This is a genomic window from Mesorhizobium sp. M1142 (assembly GCF_040318565.1).
Classification (GTDB): domain Bacteria; phylum Pseudomonadota; class Alphaproteobacteria; order Rhizobiales; family Rhizobiaceae; genus Mesorhizobium.
In genome coordinates this window covers 121,006-137,579 of record NZ_JAMYMK010000016.1, presented here as the reverse complement: position 1 = coordinate 137,579, position 16,574 = coordinate 121,006, and the positions used below count along the sequence as shown (strand labels likewise).

Annotated in this window: 12 protein-coding genes and 3 pseudogenes; 2 read left to right on the top strand and 13 right to left on the bottom strand. The window is 62.9% G+C overall.

What is annotated here, in order from left to right; translation table 11 throughout:
* Positions 1-104, top strand: a pseudogene (locus NKH42_RS23580) (S-(hydroxymethyl)glutathione synthase); the annotation flags it as partial.
* 35 nt (positions 105-139) lie between these two features.
* Here the strand turns inward: NKH42_RS23580 and NKH42_RS23575 are convergent.
* A pseudogene (locus NKH42_RS23575) lies at positions 140-223 on the bottom strand (transposase); the annotation flags it as partial.
* 180 nt (positions 224-403) lie between these two features.
* On the opposite strand from NKH42_RS23575, the pseudogene NKH42_RS23570 reads away from it, so the two are divergent.
* Positions 404-610 (top strand): annotated as a pseudogene (locus tag NKH42_RS23570) (type II toxin-antitoxin system VapC family toxin); the annotation flags it as partial.
* A 40-nt stretch (positions 611-650) separates the two neighbouring features.
* On the opposite strand, the gene NKH42_RS23565 reads toward NKH42_RS23570, so the two are convergent.
* The 12 genes from NKH42_RS23565 to NKH42_RS23510 all read right to left on the bottom strand — a co-directional run bounded on the left by NKH42_RS23565 (position 651) and on the right by NKH42_RS23510 (position 16,566).
* Positions 651-1,481, bottom strand: coding sequence for a BtpA/SgcQ family protein (locus NKH42_RS23565; RefSeq protein WP_352509038.1), 831 nt, complete (start codon positions 1,479-1,481; stop codon positions 651-653).
* Positions 1,478-2,386, bottom strand: a complete 909-nt coding sequence (locus NKH42_RS23560) for a ribokinase (protein WP_352509039.1) — start codon at positions 2,384-2,386, stop codon at positions 1,478-1,480. The genes NKH42_RS23565 and NKH42_RS23560 overlap by 4 nt, the downstream gene beginning before the upstream one ends.
* A 3-nt stretch (positions 2,387-2,389) precedes the next feature.
* Positions 2,390-3,160 carry a glutamine amidotransferase gene (locus NKH42_RS23555; RefSeq protein WP_352509040.1) on the bottom strand — a complete coding sequence of 257 codons (771 nt, stop codon included), beginning with the start codon at positions 3,158-3,160 and terminating at the stop codon, positions 2,390-2,392.
* Positions 3,161-3,178: 18 nt separating this feature from the next.
* Positions 3,179-4,276, bottom strand: a complete 1,098-nt coding sequence (locus NKH42_RS23550) for a phosphotriesterase family protein (protein WP_352509041.1) — start codon at positions 4,274-4,276, stop codon at positions 3,179-3,181.
* Positions 4,277-4,280: 4 nt separating this feature from the next.
* A complete protein-coding gene (locus NKH42_RS23545) occupies positions 4,281-5,285 on the bottom strand; it encodes an ABC transporter permease (protein WP_352509042.1) in 1,005 nt (334 codons plus the stop codon).
* Entirely contained in the window at positions 5,282-6,079 is a 798-nt protein-coding gene (locus NKH42_RS23540) for an ATP-binding cassette domain-containing protein (RefSeq protein WP_352509043.1), read from the bottom strand. Before NKH42_RS23540 ends, NKH42_RS23545 begins: the two co-directional genes overlap by 4 nt.
* Before the next feature lie 73 nt (positions 6,080-6,152).
* On the bottom strand, positions 6,153-7,091 hold the full coding sequence (locus tag NKH42_RS23535; protein ID WP_254819828.1) for an ABC transporter substrate-binding protein: 939 nt from the start codon (positions 7,089-7,091) through the stop codon (positions 6,153-6,155).
* 116 nt (positions 7,092-7,207) lie between these two features.
* A complete protein-coding gene (locus NKH42_RS23530; protein ID WP_352480706.1) occupies positions 7,208-7,819 on the bottom strand; it encodes a cupin domain-containing protein in 612 nt (203 codons plus the stop codon).
* A gap of 1,386 nt (positions 7,820-9,205) precedes the next feature.
* A complete protein-coding gene (locus NKH42_RS23525) occupies positions 9,206-12,409 on the bottom strand; it encodes an efflux RND transporter permease subunit (protein WP_352974474.1) in 3,204 nt (1,067 codons plus the stop codon).
* The gene (locus tag NKH42_RS23520; protein ID WP_352509067.1) at positions 12,406-13,509 is read right to left on the bottom strand and encodes an efflux RND transporter periplasmic adaptor subunit; all 1,104 of its coding nucleotides are present in this window, start codon (positions 13,507-13,509) and stop codon (positions 12,406-12,408) included. Before NKH42_RS23520 ends, NKH42_RS23525 begins: the two co-directional genes overlap by 4 nt.
* A gap of 478 nt (positions 13,510-13,987) precedes the next feature.
* The gene (locus NKH42_RS23515; RefSeq protein WP_352755263.1) at positions 13,988-15,187 is read right to left on the bottom strand and encodes a mandelate racemase/muconate lactonizing enzyme family protein; all 1,200 of its coding nucleotides are present in this window, start codon (positions 15,185-15,187) and stop codon (positions 13,988-13,990) included.
* A gap of 17 nt (positions 15,188-15,204) precedes the next feature.
* Positions 15,205-16,566, bottom strand: coding sequence for a mandelate racemase/muconate lactonizing enzyme family protein (locus tag NKH42_RS23510; RefSeq protein ID WP_352509046.1), 1,362 nt, complete (start codon positions 16,564-16,566; stop codon positions 15,205-15,207).
* Positions 16,567-16,574: the final 8 nt, after the last annotated feature.

Here is a 16,574-nt window from a genome sequence, read left to right as displayed (position 1 = left end):
AGCTGAAGTCGATCGGGCTCGAACCTTATGATTGCCTCAATCCTGGCCTGATGGACTATATCGCCACCTGGACGGCCAAGAGATCGGGCGCGTTGCCGGCCTAGTAGCCGCTCGACTATCATCGATCGAGCCGGGCGACGCCGCCCGGCACGATCACGTGCAGGTGCGGACGGTGGGTCATCGCGGAGCCTTGCCTGTGAAGGACGGCGGTGATGCCGATACGGGGCGCCGAGAGCGTAGCCCTCGACGCCCAAGTTTTCAGGCATTGCCCATTTCAATCGCCTCGACTGCGCCATTGGCCTGCGCCCAGCGCGAAGATCGGCCACGGCTTTTGGTCGAGGGAATGGGCAATTGGATCCCATCCTATCGGCGGAGAGATAGACACTCGAAGATCGAGCATATTAGACTAAGTTTTATGGGCCTGATAGACAATGGTTATCATGAGCTGCCAATGACCGGCGAGCATGCCGTTGCGGTGGAGGGGCTTCCACCCATCCACAAGGACCCCTTCGACCGGATCCTGATTGCTCAATCGATTGTGGAAGGCATCAGATTGCTGACCGTCGACGATCTGGTCGCGCAGTATCCTGGGCCTGTCCGTCGTCTCTGACCGAGGTGGCCCGAGCGGTGGGCTAGGCGGTTGAAGTCAGCTATCGCTTCAGACCACCCATGAACGCCTTTACGCGAGCAGAGTCGACCTGGTTCCACCAGACGCCGTCGTGCTTCAGCGCGCTGGCGATGATGACCCCGTCGACAATGGCGAGGATATCGTTGGCATTGTCCGGCGTCACGCCGCTTCCGACCAGCGTCGGCAGGCCGGCGGCCTGCTTGATCATGCTTATGTAGCCCAAATCCGCGGCGTGGCCGGTGCGCTGGCCGGTGGCGATGATGGCATCGGCATCGAAGAAGACCAGGTCCTTGACCAGTTCCTCCACCGGACGGTCGGCGACGATGGCATGTGCGCCGTGTTTGACATGGGCATCGGCGAAGATGCGGATGCCGTTGGCGCGCAGCCTGGCGCGGTAGCGCGCCGCGCGGCCCGACTCGCCCTCGACAAAACCCTCATTGGCGACATAGGCGTTCGCCCATTGATTGACGCGGACGAAACCGGCGCCGGCAGCGCTGGCGATCGCCAAGGCCGGGATCGCGGCATTGGCCAGCACATTGATGCCGACCGGCCTGCCGAGCTCGCGGCGGATGCGGTCGGAAACGACCGCCATATAGGCCGCCGTCTCCGGCCCGATATCGTCAGGCTTGGCGAAAGGGATGTCGCCATGGTTCTCGACGATGACGCCGTCGCAGCCGCCGTCGAGATAGGCTTTGGCGTCATCGAGCCCGCGCTGGTAGATCACCTCCACGGCCTCGCCGTCATAGCGCGGCGCGCCGGGCAGGGGCGCCAGGTGAACGACGCCGATCACTACCTTGGTGCGGCCGAAAAGGTGCAAGAGTGCGTCGCCGCCGGATTGGCCGATCTGGGTCATGAGAGCTCCATTTGATCGATGAGCACCGCCATCTCGGAGGCGGAAGGACAGGATGCCAGCGTGCCCGGCCGTGTCACGGCGATTGCGGCGGCCGCCAGCGCAAGCTCCAGCGCCGAGGTGACCAACATGCCCCGCGCAAGCCCGCCGGCGAGACAGCCGCAGAACACATCGCCGGCGCCGCTGGTGTCGAGCGCCTCGACCTGCGGGGCCGGCAAACGAAGCGGCTCTTCCTGGCCCGGGCCAAGCACGAGACAGCCTGCGGCGCCGAGCGTGATGATGACGGTGCCTGCACCTTTGGCTACCAGCGCGTCGGCGGCTGCTGTCATGTCATCCCGGCCGGTCAGGGTTTTCGCCTCGGATTGGTTGACAACCAAAAACTCCGCCAGGCCAAGATCGGGAACGGATGCCGCATCGATCGGGCTGGCGTTGAGAACGGTGCGTGCGCCGTTTTCCTTTGCTGCTCTGAGGCAGGCATCGGTCGCGGCGGCACGCAAATTTCCCTGGCAGACGAGGATGTCGCCGGGAGCGATCCAGCGGACAAGTGCTGTTTGCGCCACCGGATCGAACGCTTCGCTGCAGGCAACGCCGCTGACGATGAAATTCTCGCCGCCTCGATCGACGACGATGGTCGAGCGGTCGCTCGGCAGCTCGAATTCGCTGACCTCGAGGTCTGACAGTTCGCTGTCGAGGCGGCTCCTGATCCATGTGCCTTCGCGGTCCTTGCCGAGCGCCGTCCAGAACGTCACCTCTGCACCAGTCCGCGCTGCTGCGACCGCTTGGTTGGCACCCTTGCCGCCGAGCCCGTCGGCATAGCTCACGGCATTCAAAGTCTCGCCCGCGGCAGGGAGGCGGCCGACGCGAAACATGGTATCGATGCAGGCATTGCCGACGACATGGACATGCATGGCTCAGCTCTCGCCGGTCGCCCAGCCCAGCATCTGTTCGAACAGGGTCTTGTAGCCTGGCCAGGCGATGAATTGCGGCGGCAGCCAATGCGGCCCGACATCGGATGTCCAGGCCACGGTGCGGCCCTTGCCGTAATGGCCGGTGACAAGCAGCGGCGGCGAACCATAATCCGACGATACGCTGGCCAGAACTTCCGCATCGTCCTTCAGTGTCACCTCGTTGAAGCCTAGCAGGATCGGCCAGTCCGAACCGAGGCCCCTGAGGATAGGATGGCTCGACCCTGGTTTCGGCACCGGGGCAAAGCCTTCGGGAACCTCGACGCGGTCGTCGTAGGCCAGGCAGTTCACCGGCAGCACGTCCTCGATTGGCGTCTTGCGGTAGCGCGCGCCGCCATTGATGCCCTGGAAGCTGTAATAGCCGCCGAACATCAACAGACCGCCGCCGTCGCTGACGTAATCGCGGAGCAGGCGCAGGCGGTTCGGCGTCGGCTTGGAGTGGACCCAGGTGTCGGGATGCAGCAGCAGCGTGTTGGCGCCAATGTCGGAGAGCACGACCGCGTCATAGGCCGACAGCGCCTCCATCGTCTGAGGAAAGCCGCGCTGCGCCTCATGCGCCGGCATGAAGGTGACGTCGAAATCGGTCGCCTTGAGCGCGCCCAGCAATTCGTCAGCGCCGGTGTGATAGGTGACAGTCGGGAACTGGTCGAAACCCTTGATGTGGGTCGCGGTCGACACCCAGGATTCGCCGGCAAGCAGGATCTTCTTCTTGGACATTTGAACTCCGTCGTAAGTCTAGGCCGCTTGGAGCCGCGCGAACACGCTCTTCGGATTGGCGATCAGCATGCGGTCGATGGCCGCCTGTTCGACGCCATGCCGTTTCAGGCGCGGTATGAAATGCTTCAGGATATAGCCATAGCCGAAGCCGCCGAAGCGCGTCAGCATGATCTTGAGGAACACATCCTGCGACAATAGCAGGCGGTCGCCGAAGCCGGCCTCGACAAGGGCGGCGATGGCGCGTGCGTTCTCCTCGTCGGAGGGCGATTGCGCGTCCTGGTCGGCATAATAATAGTCCATGCCGATCATGTCGTATTCGAGGAACGCGCCGCGCCGGGCGAGGCTTTTCTGGTAAGCGGGATCGTCGTGGCTCGGGTTCATGTGGCAGAGCACGGTGTGGCGGAGATCGGCGCCCTCGGCCTCGACGGTATCGAGCACGTCGTGCGCCAGCCGCTCCCAGCCAGGCAGATGGATCGACAGCGGCACGCCGGTGATGCGCGAAGCGCGCGCCGAAGCTCGCAGCGACTTGCGTTCCTCGGCGGTGAAATCCTTGCTGACGCCGACCTCGCCGATCAGCCCGGCCATGATCGGCGGCTGCGTCTCGCCGCTGCCGACATCGTTGACGATGAACTCGGTCACGGCGTCGACATCCATGGCCTTCAGCCATTCGGGATGGGTATGCTCGAGATAGAACCCGGTGCCCATGACGATCTTGAGGCCGGACATGCGGCTAATGCGGGCGAGCTTTTCGGGGTCACGGCCGATGCCGATGTTGGTGGCGTCGACGACGGTGTGGCCGCCCAGCGCGCGATAGCGCTGCAGTTCCGACAGCGCCAGGTCGGCGTCGTCGAGCGAGACATTGTCTCGGTTGACGTAAGGGTTCATGCGCAATTCGCCGATGATCTCGATGTTCACCGGCTGCTCGGCGATCGCCATGTCATCGGGATGGCAGGGGCATTTCCAGCTGCGCGCGCCGTCGAGCAATATGTGCTCGTGCATCAGCGTTATCCCCATCTCCTCGACCGGAACCTGGCCGAGCACGGTCATCACTTGGCCGGTTTCGACCCCAATTGGCAACCGCTGCCTGGGCGCTGCGTCATCGAACAGACCACTCATCGGCTCAACGGCTCCGCACGGCGCCGCGGAACAGGCGGAAGTTGAGCCAGATGGCGATCAGGATGATCGTTCCGGTGACGATCGGCGTCAGGAAGGGCGACAGATGCGCCAGGATCAGGCCGTTGCCGATGACGGCCACGGTCAGCGCGCCGAGCACCGTGCCGATGATCGTTCCACGGCCGCCGAACAGGCTGGTGCCGCCGAGCACGACGGCGGCGATGACTTCCAGCTCGAAACCCTGTCCGGCATTTGAAGATCCCGATCCAAGCCGGGCAGCAATGATGATGCCGGCAAGGGCCGCCGCGGTGGCGGAAATCACATAGACGAAGAGCGTCGTCTGCCGCGTGTTGACGCCGGCACGCCGCACCGCCTCGGCGTTGGCGCCGATGCCGGTGACATAGCGGCCGAACGGCGTCTCGTTGAAGGCGAGATAGGCGATGGCCAGGATCGCCAGCGCGATCAGCGCCGGCACCGGCACGCCAAGAAACCAGGCGCGGCCCAGCACGGTGAAAGCGCTTCCGGGCTCGATGGGGATGGAATAGCCGCCTGTGATCAGCAGCGCCACGCCCCGGATCACCGAAAGCCCGGCAAGCGTGACAATGAAGGACGGGATGCCCTCATAGGCGACGAAATAGCCCTGCACCGCGCCAAGCAGGGCACCGAGCGCGAGCATGACGAGGATAACGACTGGCCACGGCAGGCCAAACTGCAAAAGTGTCGCCGACAGCGTCGCCACCAGCGCCAGCACGGAGCCGACCGAAAGATCGATGCCGCCGGTGGTGATGACGAAAGTCATTGCCGCGGCAACGATCAGCAGCGGCGCCGACTGCCGCAGGATGTTCAACAGATTGGGCGATGTCAGAAACGCGTCGGTCGCAACCGAGAAGATGATGGAGACGACCAGAAAGAACAGCGCGATCGAGACGACACTGCCATTGGCGAGGAGCGCATCGCGCCAGGTGCCCTTGCGTACACGTGAGGGCTGGGCGGCGTGGATCGCGTCGCTCATGCCGGCGCTCCACCGCGGTAGCCGTTGGTGGCGGAACGCGCATTGAACTTGCGGCCGACGATCAGATTGACCACGTCCTCGATGTTGGTCTCGCCGATCAGCCGCTCGGCTACGCTGCGCCCTTCGTACATGACCTGGATGCGGTCGCAGACGAGGAACAGATCCTGCAGCCTATGGGTGATCAAAATGACGCTGACACCGCGCGCACTGACCGCACGGATCAGTTCGAGCACCGCCTCGACTTCGGCCACGGCAAGCGCTGCCGTCGGCTCGTCCATGATCAGCACGGCCGGCTCGAACGAGGCGGCACGGCCGATCGCGATCGACTGGCGCTGCCCGCCGGAGAGGTTTTCGACCTTGAGTCGCGTGTCGGCAATGACGATACCGAGCCGATCGAGCATCTGGCGCGTCTCTTCATGCATGCGCTTCTTGTCGAGAAAGGAAATACCTGCGATGCGGCGACGCGGCTCGCGGCCGAGAAACAGATTGCCGGCGACGTCGACCGTGTCGCACAGCGACAGGTCCTGGTAGACCATCTCGACGCGCGCCGCACGCGCGTCCGCCGGCGAGCTGAAGATCACCGGCTTGCCGTCGATCTCGATGGTGCCGGCGTCGGGAACTACGGCTCCCGACAGCACCTTGCTCAATGTCGATTTGCCGGCGCCATTGTCGCCGACCAGCCCCAGCACCTCGCCCGGCTTCAGCGTCAGCGATACGTCATCGAGCGTCTGGATGGCGTTGTAGCGCTTTGAGATGCCGCTCATCCGCACCCGATAGGTCTGGCCACTGCTCATCTGGGATTCCACGCGATTGCAGTCATCCGCGGCGCAGCCTCAGACGGCGCCGCGGCCCGGTCGCCAACGCAGTTTACTTGAACATCGCGCGGTATTGGTCGACATTCTTCTTGGTCACGATCGTCACCGGGATGTTGATGATCGGATCGATTTTCTCGCCCTTCTTGAGCTTGCCCAGCGCTTCGACCGCAGCCTTGCCTTCGCCTGCCGGATCCTGCTGCACGACCGCGACCACCCAGCCGTCGTCGATGCCCTGAACGGCCTGCTTGGTCAGATCCCAGCCGAACACCTTGACGTCGCCAGTGCGGCCCTGGCTGGTCACGGCCGAAACTGCGCCGAGCAAGGCTGGTTCGCCGGTTGCATAGAGCGAGTTCATGTCCGGATTGGCAGTCATCAGGTTTTCCGAAGCGCTCAACGCGGTCTCCTGAACGTTCTGGCCGTCGACCGTGTCGAGGAAGGTGACGGCCTGGCCGCTTTCGGTCACCGCCTTCTTGAAGCCGTCGAGCCGCTGGTTCTGGATGAATGAATTGAGTGCGCCGACGATACCGATCTTGGCCTTGCCCCCCATCTCGGTCTTCACATAGTCGGCGTAGAATTTGCCGATGTCCTCGCCGGCCTTGGTGTTGTCGACGCCGATGAACGAAATATTGTCGCCGTCGGGGATCTGCGCGTCGATGGCTATGACGGGAATGCCGGCCGCCTTGGCTGCGGTGATCGCAGGCTTGACGCCGTTGACGTCGATGGCGACTAGAATGATGCCGTCGACTTTCTGCGTGATGTAGTTCTCGATCGCGTCGTTCTGCGCGCTCGGCACATTATTCGCGTTGAAGATGACCAGCTTGGCGCCGGCGGCGTCGGCTGCCTTTTGCGCGCCCTCGTTGATCTGGTTGAAGAACAGGGCCTGCTGGTTGATGTTGACGAGAGCGAACGTATCGGCAAGCGCCGAGCCCATGGCTGCCGAGCCCATGGCAACGGCGGCGGCACAGCCGGCGAGAAGTTTGAACAGACGCATTTCGGTTCCCCTTGCTTGCGGACCAGACCTAGGCCGGTCCCGTTGGTGCTACAGGCACGAAGCAAGCATTCAAGAGACTTGAATATTTGTCAATCCAAATGAACGCCGAGCGTTGCTCAGAAAGTCGCCGGCGTATTGACCCAGAAAATGCTGGCGCGTTCCTCGCCGATGTTGCGGTAATGATGCGGCAGCTCCGACCTGAACACGAAGGCATCGCCCGTGGCGAGAGCATGGCTCTTGCCATCGACGATCAGTTCGATCCGCCCGGCGAGCACATAGCCGACTTCCTCGCCGGAATGCTGGATCGGACCTTCGCTCGAGCCCTCCGCCTCGATGTGATGGATGTTGCATTGTAAGAGGTGGCCAGGCGAATATGGAATGATGCGTTCGAGCGAAATTCCTTCGCCGCGCCGTAGCGCGTCGAGCGCAATCAAAGGCCTTGCGCCCGCCCGGAATACGATCGCCTCGTCGTCGTCGACTTGCTCGAACATCCAGCCGATGTTGGTGTCGAGAACCTCGACCAGACGGTGAAGCATGGGCAGGGACGGCGAAGCCTTACCGTTCTCGATCTTGGACAGCAGGCTTTCCGAGCAATTCGCAGCCGCGGCCAACGTCTTCAGCGTCATGCCGCGTGTCTGGCGGGCGAGACGCAGCCGAGTTCCAAGTCTCGCGGCATTTACGGTGGCGTCCGTTTCTGACTCTGGCCGCCGTCGATCGATCTTGTTCATCTGTTCGCCAACCATTCAACGGTCAAGGGCAACTATCGCGCGAGCAAAAGACCTCGGCCGACGATTTGCAAGTGCTGATGCGTCAAATTCGAGACTTCAGCCGCAGCTGCCGCATCCGGCGAATGCCGCTCCCGCATGAACCGTGCTGATGATCCCGCGCCAGTTATCCCCTGTCGCTTGCCTGTCCATCGTGGTCGAAATCGCCAGCCGTTACTGCGTTTGCGTCACGTGGCGAGTGGACTTGGGACGACAATGCGTGCAAGGCGGGCCACGTAGCCAATCTTACACAACCACGGCCGCGCCGACACGATAAAATCTGGACTGTCACCGAATTGCGGAGCGCGCCCAGAAGTCACCCGCGGCAGCGCCCCATGGAGTTACGCCCAGGGCGCGCAGGCTCTCGATAGCCGCGACGTATCCAATGAAATCCCTGGGGTAGTCGCGAGCTTGAGCTTCGGCAATTTTGAAGAAAGTTCAACAGAATTAATGGACTGGCACTTTGCTTATGTAAGTTGCGGAAGCGGCGCGCGGTTAATGATTTAGAAGTATAGATACATCTACACGAGGTGCGAAGAAGCAACGCCAATACAGCTGATTGGTTACAGCATATTTATTTTCGCAGATATGGTATTGCCCGTCGGGGGATTCCTGTACACGGTCCCGTGGGATGGTGAAATTATGCGGCAAATAAGTGTAACCACCGTCTACCCTGGACCGCACCGAAGACCGAGGTATGGCGCGGCAATCTGAACCGCCGCAGCACTTGAATTTGGTCTGCGGGTCAATCTTATCTTCGTACCAATCATGGGCGTTAGCGGCTGTAGCGGCGGCGATACACATCGCCGTGAAGATGAGCCTTCGCATGGCATTCCTCAAGCATCTGGCAGGCGCTGCTCGTTGGGGTTTCCATGTATATTAGCGTTTCATTGAAAATGCCATTGGCCTCCGACCGACTAACGCAGCTCCAGCCAGTAGCGCCCGCAACGGAAGACCGCGTCGCGTCACGTCAGGACGACACTTGCGCCGAACAAAGGTCTGCTCTTGTCGCTCCGGGTTTGAAAGCCGACCATCTGCTCTGCGCCTCAATCTCGGCCGCAGAGATCAGCTTCTCCGCCTCCTGAAAACAGACATCGCAAGCGAGGACTCCGGAGGTCGCGGTTGCGCCCTTAAGCCCCGCCTGGCCGACCAGATAGAAGATCGCATTGGCCTCGCGGCCCGGCATCGTCTCGCTGAACTAGATGCGGCTGTTGGGCTGGATTGCTGGCTCAGACCGAGCAAGGGTCTCCGCTGTACCTCGACGCCGAAGTCGCGCAGATCGTGGCCGTTGCCGCGCCGCGCCGATTTTCTGGAGTGGTAAGCCGCGCCCGACGCGGCGAATTCGTAACCCTACTCGGCGGCCGTCTCCGCTGGCGCCCCTGCCGGCCCCGAAGGCTCGGCCTCGGCACGGGGCTTGCGCCGCGAAAACAACGACCTGAGCGTGACGTAGAACACCGGCGTCAGGAACAGGCCGACGAAGGTGACGCCGAGCATGCCGGAGAATACCGCGGTGCCGAGCGACTGGCGCATTTCTGCGCCCGGGCCCTTTGCGATCATCAGCGGCACGACGCCGAGGATGAACGAGAAGGCGGTCATCAGGATCGGCCGCAGCCTGAGCCGGCAGGCTTCGACGGCAGCTTCGGCGGCCGACAGCCCGCGTTCCTGCGCCTGCCGCGCGAATTCGACGATCAGGATCGCGTTCTTGGCGGCAAGCCCGATTAGCACGATGAGGCCGATCTGCACGAGGATGTTGTTGTCCAGCCCTCGGAACGACACGCCGAGCAACGCCGCGAGCACGCCGAGCGGCACCACCAGCACAATGGCGAACGGCAGCACCAAGCTTTCATATTGCGCCGCCAGCGCCAGGAACACGAAGAGCACCGAAAGTCCGAAGATATAGAGAGCGGCATTGCCTGTGTTGCGCTCCTGATAGGCGAGCTCGGTCCATTCATAGGAGGTACCGGCCGGCAGCGTCTTTGCCGTGATCCCTTCCATCAATGCCAGCGCGTCGCCTGTGGAAACGCCGGGCGCGGCGTTGCCCTGCAGCGGCACCGAGACGTACATGTTGTAGCGCTGGACCAACGCCGGGCCGGTGGCGTCGCGGATCTCGACCAACGTGCCGAGCGGAACCAGCGCGCCGGTCGCCGAGCGCACCTTCAGTTTCAAGATGTCGGCGCGATCTATGCGGAACGCCTGGTCGGCCTGCGCCCGCACCTGGTAGACGCGCCCGAAAGCGTTGAAGTCGTTGACGTAGGCGGTGCCCAAATTGATCGACAGCGTCTCGAAGATGTTGGGGATAGGCACGTTCAGGATGCGCGCCTTGTCGCGATCGATCGCCAGGAAGAATTGCGGGCTCGACGCGGAGAAGGTGGTGAACACGCCCGTCAGCCCCGGCGTCTTGTTGGCCTTGCCGGCGATTTCGTAGGCAAGCGCCAGGACCTGTCGCATGTCGGCGCTGTTGCGCTCCTGGATCTGCAGCTTGAAGCCGCCGGCATTGCCGACGCCGCGGATCGGCGGCGGCGGCAGTGCGATAATGAAGGCTTCCTTGATGCTTTGCAGGCTGCCGAACATATTGCCGATGACCTGGGTTGCCGACTGGTCGGCTTTCAGTCGCTCGTCAAACGGCTTGAACCTGGCGAAGATCACGCCCGCATTGCTGGCGTTGGTGAAGGTCGCGCCGGAGAAGCCGGCGAAGGCGACTGCGTAGTCGACGCCTGGCGTTTTCTGGATGATCTGCGACGCCTGCTGGATGACCGCATCGGTCCTCGACAGCGAAGCGCCGTCCGGCAACTGGACGACGACGATCGCATAGCCCTGGTCAAGCGACGGAATGAAACCGCGCGGCACCGCCTGCACCATGTAGACCGTGGCGTAGATGAGGCCCGCGAAAACGGCCAGCATGGCGGCGATCGTTATCCACGAGCCGATCAGCACGCGGATGATGCTCGAATACCAGTGGGCGACCCTGTCGAAGCCGCGATTGAAGCCGTCGGCGAGCGCCCGTCCGAACCGCGCCAGGAAAAAGCGCGGCGGCGCCGCCGCGGCGTGGTGCGGCTTGAACAGCAGTGCGGCCAGCGCCGGCGAAAGCGTCAGCGAATTGAATGCCGAGATCGCCGTCGACACCGCGATGGTGATCGCAAACTGCAGATAGAACTGCCCAGAAATGCCGGGGATGAAGGCTGTCGGTACGAACACGGCTATCAGCACCAGCGAGATCGCGATGACCGCGGTTCCGACTTCGTCCATGGTCAGGTGCGACGCCGGATTGGGCGCCAGCCCTCTGGCGATATTGCGCTCGACGTTCTCGACCACGACGATCGCATCGTCGACGACGATGCCGATCGCCAGAACGAGGCCGAACAGCGTCAGCATGTTGAGCGAGAAGCCGGCGGCGTAAAGCACCGCCAGCGTGCCGATCAGCGACACGGGGATCGCCACGATCGGCACGATCGCCATGCGCCACGATTGCAGGAAGACGATGATGACGATGATGACCAGCAGCATCGCCTCTAGGATTGTCTTGTAGACCTCCCGGATCGACTCGGCGACGAACTCGGTCGGATTGTAGACGATGTCGTAGCTCAACCCCTTCGGGAAGTCGCGGGAAAGCTCCTTCATCTTGTCCTGGATTTCCGCGGCTGCGGCAAGCGCATTGGTGCCCGGCCGCTGGAAGATGGCGAGCGCCACCGCCGGTTTGCCGTTGAGATAGGAGTTGGTGACGTAATCCTTGGCGCCGAGCTCGATGCGCGCCACGTCCTGCAGCGAGATCAGGCGGCCGTCGTCGGTCGATTTGACGATCACGTATCGGAAGTCGCGTGCGTCGTTGAAGCGGCCTTGCGTGGTGACCGTGTACTGGAACGCCGTGCCGGTGCTGGTCGGCGGCGCGCCGATCGCGCCACCCGACACCTGGACGTTCTGGTCGCGCAGCGCCTGCACCACATCGCCCGAGGTCATCCCCAGGGCGGACAGTTTTTCCGGATCGAGCCAAATGCGCAGCGAATATTCGCGTTCGCCGAAGATGATGAGGTCGCCGACGCCGTCGAGTCTGAGCAGTATGTCGCGCACCCGCGAGCGGGCGTAGTTCGAGACGTAGAGCTGGTCGTAGGTATTGTCGGGCGACAGCATGTGCACGACCATCATCAGGTCGGGCGAGCTCTTGGTGGTGGTGATGCCGAGGCGTCGGACTTCTTCGGGCAGGCGCGGCTCGGCGACCGACACGCGGTTCTGCACCAGCACCTGCGCCTGGTCGAGATCGGTGCCCAGCTTGAATGTGATGGTCAGCGCCATCGCCCCGTCGCCCGACGAATAGGACGACATGTAGAGCATGCCCTCGACGCCGTTGATCTCCTGCTCGATCGGCGTTGCCACCGTCGCTGCGACCGTCTCGGCGTCGGCGCCCGGATACTGCGCGCGAACGACGATGGTCGGCGGCGCGATCTCGGGATATTGCGCGACCGGCAGCTGGGTATAAGCAATCCCGCCGAGGATCAGCAGGACGACCGAAACGACCGATGCGAAGATCGGACGGTCGACGAAGAAATGTGCGAACCTCATTGCTGCAACTCGGCGATCTCGGCCTTGGGCGGCAACGTCACCATCTCGACCTTCACCTTGGTGCCGGGCCTGGCGTGCATCAGCCCGTTGACGATGATCGTCTCGTTGCCGGTCAGGCCCCCGCGGATCACCCGGTAGCCGTCAAGAAGCGGGCCGGTGCGCACGGGCTTCGCCGACACCATCCCGGCCTCATCCACCAGGAACACGATGCGGCGATCCTGATCGGCGCCGATCGCCTCGTCGGGCACCAGCACGCCGCTATGCGGCAGCGACCCCGGCACGTTGATGCGCCCGAACATGCCTGGCTGGAGAATGCCGTCGGCGTTGGGAAACCTTGCACGCACCCGCATGGTGCCGGTCGCGTTGTCGATCCGGTTCTCGGCAAAATCGAGCTTGCCTTTGAATACCGCCTCCGTGCGGTCGGCGACGCGAACCACTACCTCGAGCCCGCCGGCGCCTTCCTGCATGCTGCCGCCGCGCTCCTTCGCGTCGCGGGCGTAGCTGAAATACAGGCGCTCATCGACGTCGAAATAGAAATCAATCGGATCGCGCGTAACGATGGTCGTCAGCAAGGTGGAATCCGGCTGCACGAGGTTGCCGACCGACACCAGCCGGCGGTCGATGCGGCCGGACAAGGGCGCCTTGATCTCGGTGAATTCCATGTTCAGGCTAGCCGTCGTCAGCGCAGCTGTCGCGCCCTGCATCTGCGCCTGCGCCGAAAGGTATTCCCGCCGGCGGTCGTCGAGCGTCGCGGTTGAGATATTGCCGGTCTTGGCGAGTTCGTCGGCGCGATCCAGCTGCATCTTGGAGAATTCGAGCAGACTCTTGGCGACGTCCACTTGCGACTTGGCGGCATCATAAGCCGCCTGGTACGGACGCTGGTCGATGGTGAAGAGCAGGTCTCCCTTGTTGACCAGTGCGCCGTCCTGGAAGCTGACCTTGTCCAGATAGCCGCTGACGCGCGAACGGATGGCGACCTGGTCGACGGCTTCGAAGCGCCCGACGAACTCGTCGTCTTCGACGATTTCACGGACCACCGGCTTGGCCGCCGTCACCACGGGTAGTTGCTGGTCCTGCGCAAACGCAGTGCTGAAAGCCATGCCGAGCAGGAATGTCGCCGATACGGCGGCGCGGGCAAGCCAGTCGGCCGATCGACGGGCTCGCCCGCCCGCGTCGCGATGCAATTTCCCATTCTCTAGGGTGTCCATTTGCGTCCCCGCTCGCTGGACCCGGAGGCCGGTTGATCCGCTTCTACGTTCAGGCTACTCGTCGAAATCAGAGCACTGCAGTGTTGTGCATGACAAGATGATCATTTTCCATGTGGGCTGAAATGTCCACCCTGTGGCTGCCCCGCCACCCGCGACTGGCGACGCAGATCCACCGGGCGATCCGGGATGCCATTGAGACGGGGAGCGGCTAGACCTGGGAGCAGACTTTGGTCCCGTCGGGCTGAACGTCCGCAATCGGTCTTCAAACGTTAAAGCCGCCATTCCGCTATCGGGCCCGAAACGGTCATTCCGGATGCCAATTTGCGAGATTTTCAGTTCGCGCGGTGCAGGGTGGCGCAAGAAGGATGGTTCAGTCGAAGAAGCCCGCATCCTCTTCCCGGAGATACTTCCTGGCTGCTTCGGCGTCGATATCGAGGCCCAGCCCCGGCGCTTCCAGCAGGTCCACCATGCTGTCCTTCACGATCTGCGACGGCAGGCCGATTACGAGGTCCTCCCACCAGGGGTCGGAGGCGCTCGGGTATTCAAACGCGATGTAGTTGGCGGGCAGGGTGGCGCAGACATTGATCAGCGCGCCGAGACCTAGAAGGCCGTTCGCGGTGCCGTGCGGTGCCATCAGGATCGAGTGCATATAGGCGTGCTCGGCGACCCATTTGAGCTCGGCAATGCCGCCAATATCGGCCGGATCGGGGCCGATGACGCGCACCGCCTGCGTTTCGATCAGCTCCTTGAAATTGTGCCGCAGATAGATCTGCTCGCCGGTATGGATTGGCGTCGAGGTGGAGGTGGTCAGCTCCCGATAGGCCTGCGGATTGACCCACGGCACATAGTCGCCGGTCAGCATGTCCTCGAGCCACATCAAATTGTACTTCTCGACCGCGCGAGCGAACTTGATCGCATCGGGCAACATCCAGCCAGGGCCGCAGTCGAGCGCCAGGCTGACCTTGTCGCCCATCACTTCCTTCATCGCGATCACGCAGTCGAGCATGTGGTTGAAACCGCGCTCGCTGATCACGCCCTGATCCATGTCACCGTGATAGCCAGCCTTCTTCTGCGTCACGCCATAATGGAAGCCCTCGACGGTGTCCTTCATGTTGGAGTGGAACGAGATCCCTTGCTTGATCATGAAGAAGTTCTGCGGCTGCTCCATCATCCATTTCACGTCAGCGGAGTAATCCTCCGGCCGGTCCCCCGTTCGCTTCTGGCGGATCGAGCCGTTGTAGACGCGCACCTTGTCGCGCACCTTGCCGCCGAGCAGTTTGTAGGCCGGCACGCCTGCGGCCTTGCCGGCTATGTCCCACAGCGCATGCTCGATAGCGCTTACCGCCGCGCCATAGGGCTTGAAAGAGCCGCGTTGGCGGATCTTCAGCATCACCCGCTCGACGTCGGTCGGATCCTCGCCGATCAGCGCCTCGCGGAAATGCAGCACCCAGGGTTTGAGGTAGGTCTTGGTGAACTCGACTTCCCCAAGGCCATAGAGGCCCTCGTCGGTAACGATGCGGACGATGGGATGTTTGCCGATGACGGCGCAGCGGAGGTCGGTGATCTTCATCTTCGGTTCTTTTCGCCTCAGCTCCAGGTGCGGTCCCAGGAATACTCGTTGTCCCAATGATCCGTGGGCTGCCAGATGCCGGTGACACCTGGCTGCAGATGCTGCGAGATCACCTCGTCGACGACGTCGTCAATCCCCAGGCCAGGTTTGTCCGGAACAGTGATAAAGCCGTCCTTCACGAGCGGCTTGGGAACGCCGGTGACGATATCGTCCCACCAGTCGACATCGGCAGAGTGGTATTCGAGCGCCATGAAGTTTTCGGTCGCGGTCGCGACATGTGCCGCGGCCATTGCGGCGACTGGACTTTCGGCCATATGGATGGTCATTGCGACGCCGTGGTCCTGCGCCATGTCGCCGATCTTCTTGGTCTCGAGGATGCCCCCGCTGGTGAGCAGGTCCGGGTGGACAATGGAGAGGCCGCCGCTCTTGAGCAGGGGCTCGAAGCCCTCCTTAAGGTAGATGTCCTCGCCGGTGCAGATCGGCACCGTGGTGGCGGCCTGCAGTTGCCGGTACTGCTCGGTGTACTGCCATGGGATCACATCCTCGAGCCAGGCCGGCACGTATTTTTCAATCCGCCTGGCGAGCCGAATTCCGTTCTGCAGCGAGATGTGGCCGACGTGGTCAATGGCGAGCGGAATATCCATGCCGATCACATCGCGAACCTCGGCAATGTACTGCTCAAGCAGGTCGAGGCCCTTGTCGGAAAAGTGGAGGCCGGTAAACGGATGGGGGACGTTGTGCAAATCGTAGGCGGCATTGCGGGCGCGTCGCTCTTCAAGGGTCTTGACCGGGCCGCGGCCGGGATGGACGCGGTACCCTTCAAGTGAGCCGGCAGGAGACACGACCGCACCGGGTACATCCGCGATCTGCATCAGCCCCAGATCCATCTTGAGGAAGGTGAAGCCGAGCGCCATGCGCTGCTTGAGGCGCTTGCCGGTCTCGGTGCCGCTCGGCACGGTAGCGTCGGTGTCGCAATAAACGCGAACCTTCTCCCGAAACCGGCCGCCGAGCATCTGGTAGACGGGCACGCCGTAGGCCTTGCCGGCGAGATCCCACAACGCAATTTCGACCGCCGAGACGCCGCCGCCTTGCCGGCCGTGGCCACCGAACTGCTTGATCCGGCGAAACAGGCGGTCGATGTCGCAAGGGTTCTCGCCAAGCAGCCGGCTCTTCAGCATCAGCGCGTAGGTGGCACTGGCGCCGTCGCGCACCTCGCCAAGCCCGACGATGCCCTGGTTGGTGTAGATCTTGAGCAGGGTCGAGGTGAACGGCGCGCCGACGATTTCGGCTATCCGCATGTCGGTGATGCGAAGCTGGGATGGCTTGGAGTTCGCGTTTACCCGATTGAGCGCTTCGTCGGCGCCACCTGTCTTTGCCATGACTTATC

What these genes read in the sequence shown, in the direction of transcription:
- NKH42_RS23555 (WP_352509040.1), bottom strand. Translation starts at nt 3,160, where the DNA reads ATGTCCAAGAAGAAGATCCTGCTTGCCGGCGAATCCTGGGTGTCGACC.
- NKH42_RS23510 (WP_352509046.1), bottom strand. Translation starts at nt 16,566, where the DNA reads ATGGCAAAGACAGGTGGCGCCGACGAAGCGCTCAATCGGGTAAACGCG.
- NKH42_RS23565 (WP_352509038.1), bottom strand. Translation starts at nt 1,481, where the DNA reads ATGACCCAGATCGGCCAATCCGGCGGCGACGCACTCTTGCACCTTTTC.
- NKH42_RS23525 (WP_352974474.1), bottom strand. Translation starts at nt 12,409, where the DNA reads ATGAGGTTCGCACATTTCTTCGTCGACCGTCCGATCTTCGCATCGGTC.
- NKH42_RS23550 (WP_352509041.1), bottom strand. Translation starts at nt 4,276, where the DNA reads ATGAGTGGTCTGTTCGATGACGCAGCGCCCAGGCAGCGGTTGCCAATT.
- NKH42_RS23535 (WP_254819828.1), bottom strand. Translation starts at nt 7,091, where the DNA reads ATGCGTCTGTTCAAACTTCTCGCCGGCTGTGCCGCCGCCGTTGCCATG.
- NKH42_RS23545 (WP_352509042.1), bottom strand. Translation starts at nt 5,285, where the DNA reads ATGAGCGACGCGATCCACGCCGCCCAGCCCTCACGTGTACGCAAGGGC.
- NKH42_RS23540 (WP_352509043.1), bottom strand. Translation starts at nt 6,079, where the DNA reads ATGAGCAGTGGCCAGACCTATCGGGTGCGGATGAGCGGCATCTCAAAG.
- NKH42_RS23530 (WP_352480706.1), bottom strand. Translation starts at nt 7,819, where the DNA reads ATGAACAAGATCGATCGACGGCGGCCAGAGTCAGAAACGGACGCCACC.
- NKH42_RS23520 (WP_352509067.1), bottom strand. Translation starts at nt 13,509, where the DNA reads ATGGCTTTCAGCACTGCGTTTGCGCAGGACCAGCAACTACCCGTGGTG.
- NKH42_RS23560 (WP_352509039.1), bottom strand. Translation starts at nt 2,386, where the DNA reads ATGCATGTCCATGTCGTCGGCAATGCCTGCATCGATACCATGTTTCGC.
- NKH42_RS23515 (WP_352755263.1), bottom strand. Translation starts at nt 15,187, where the DNA reads ATGAAGATCACCGACCTCCGCTGCGCCGTCATCGGCAAACATCCCATC.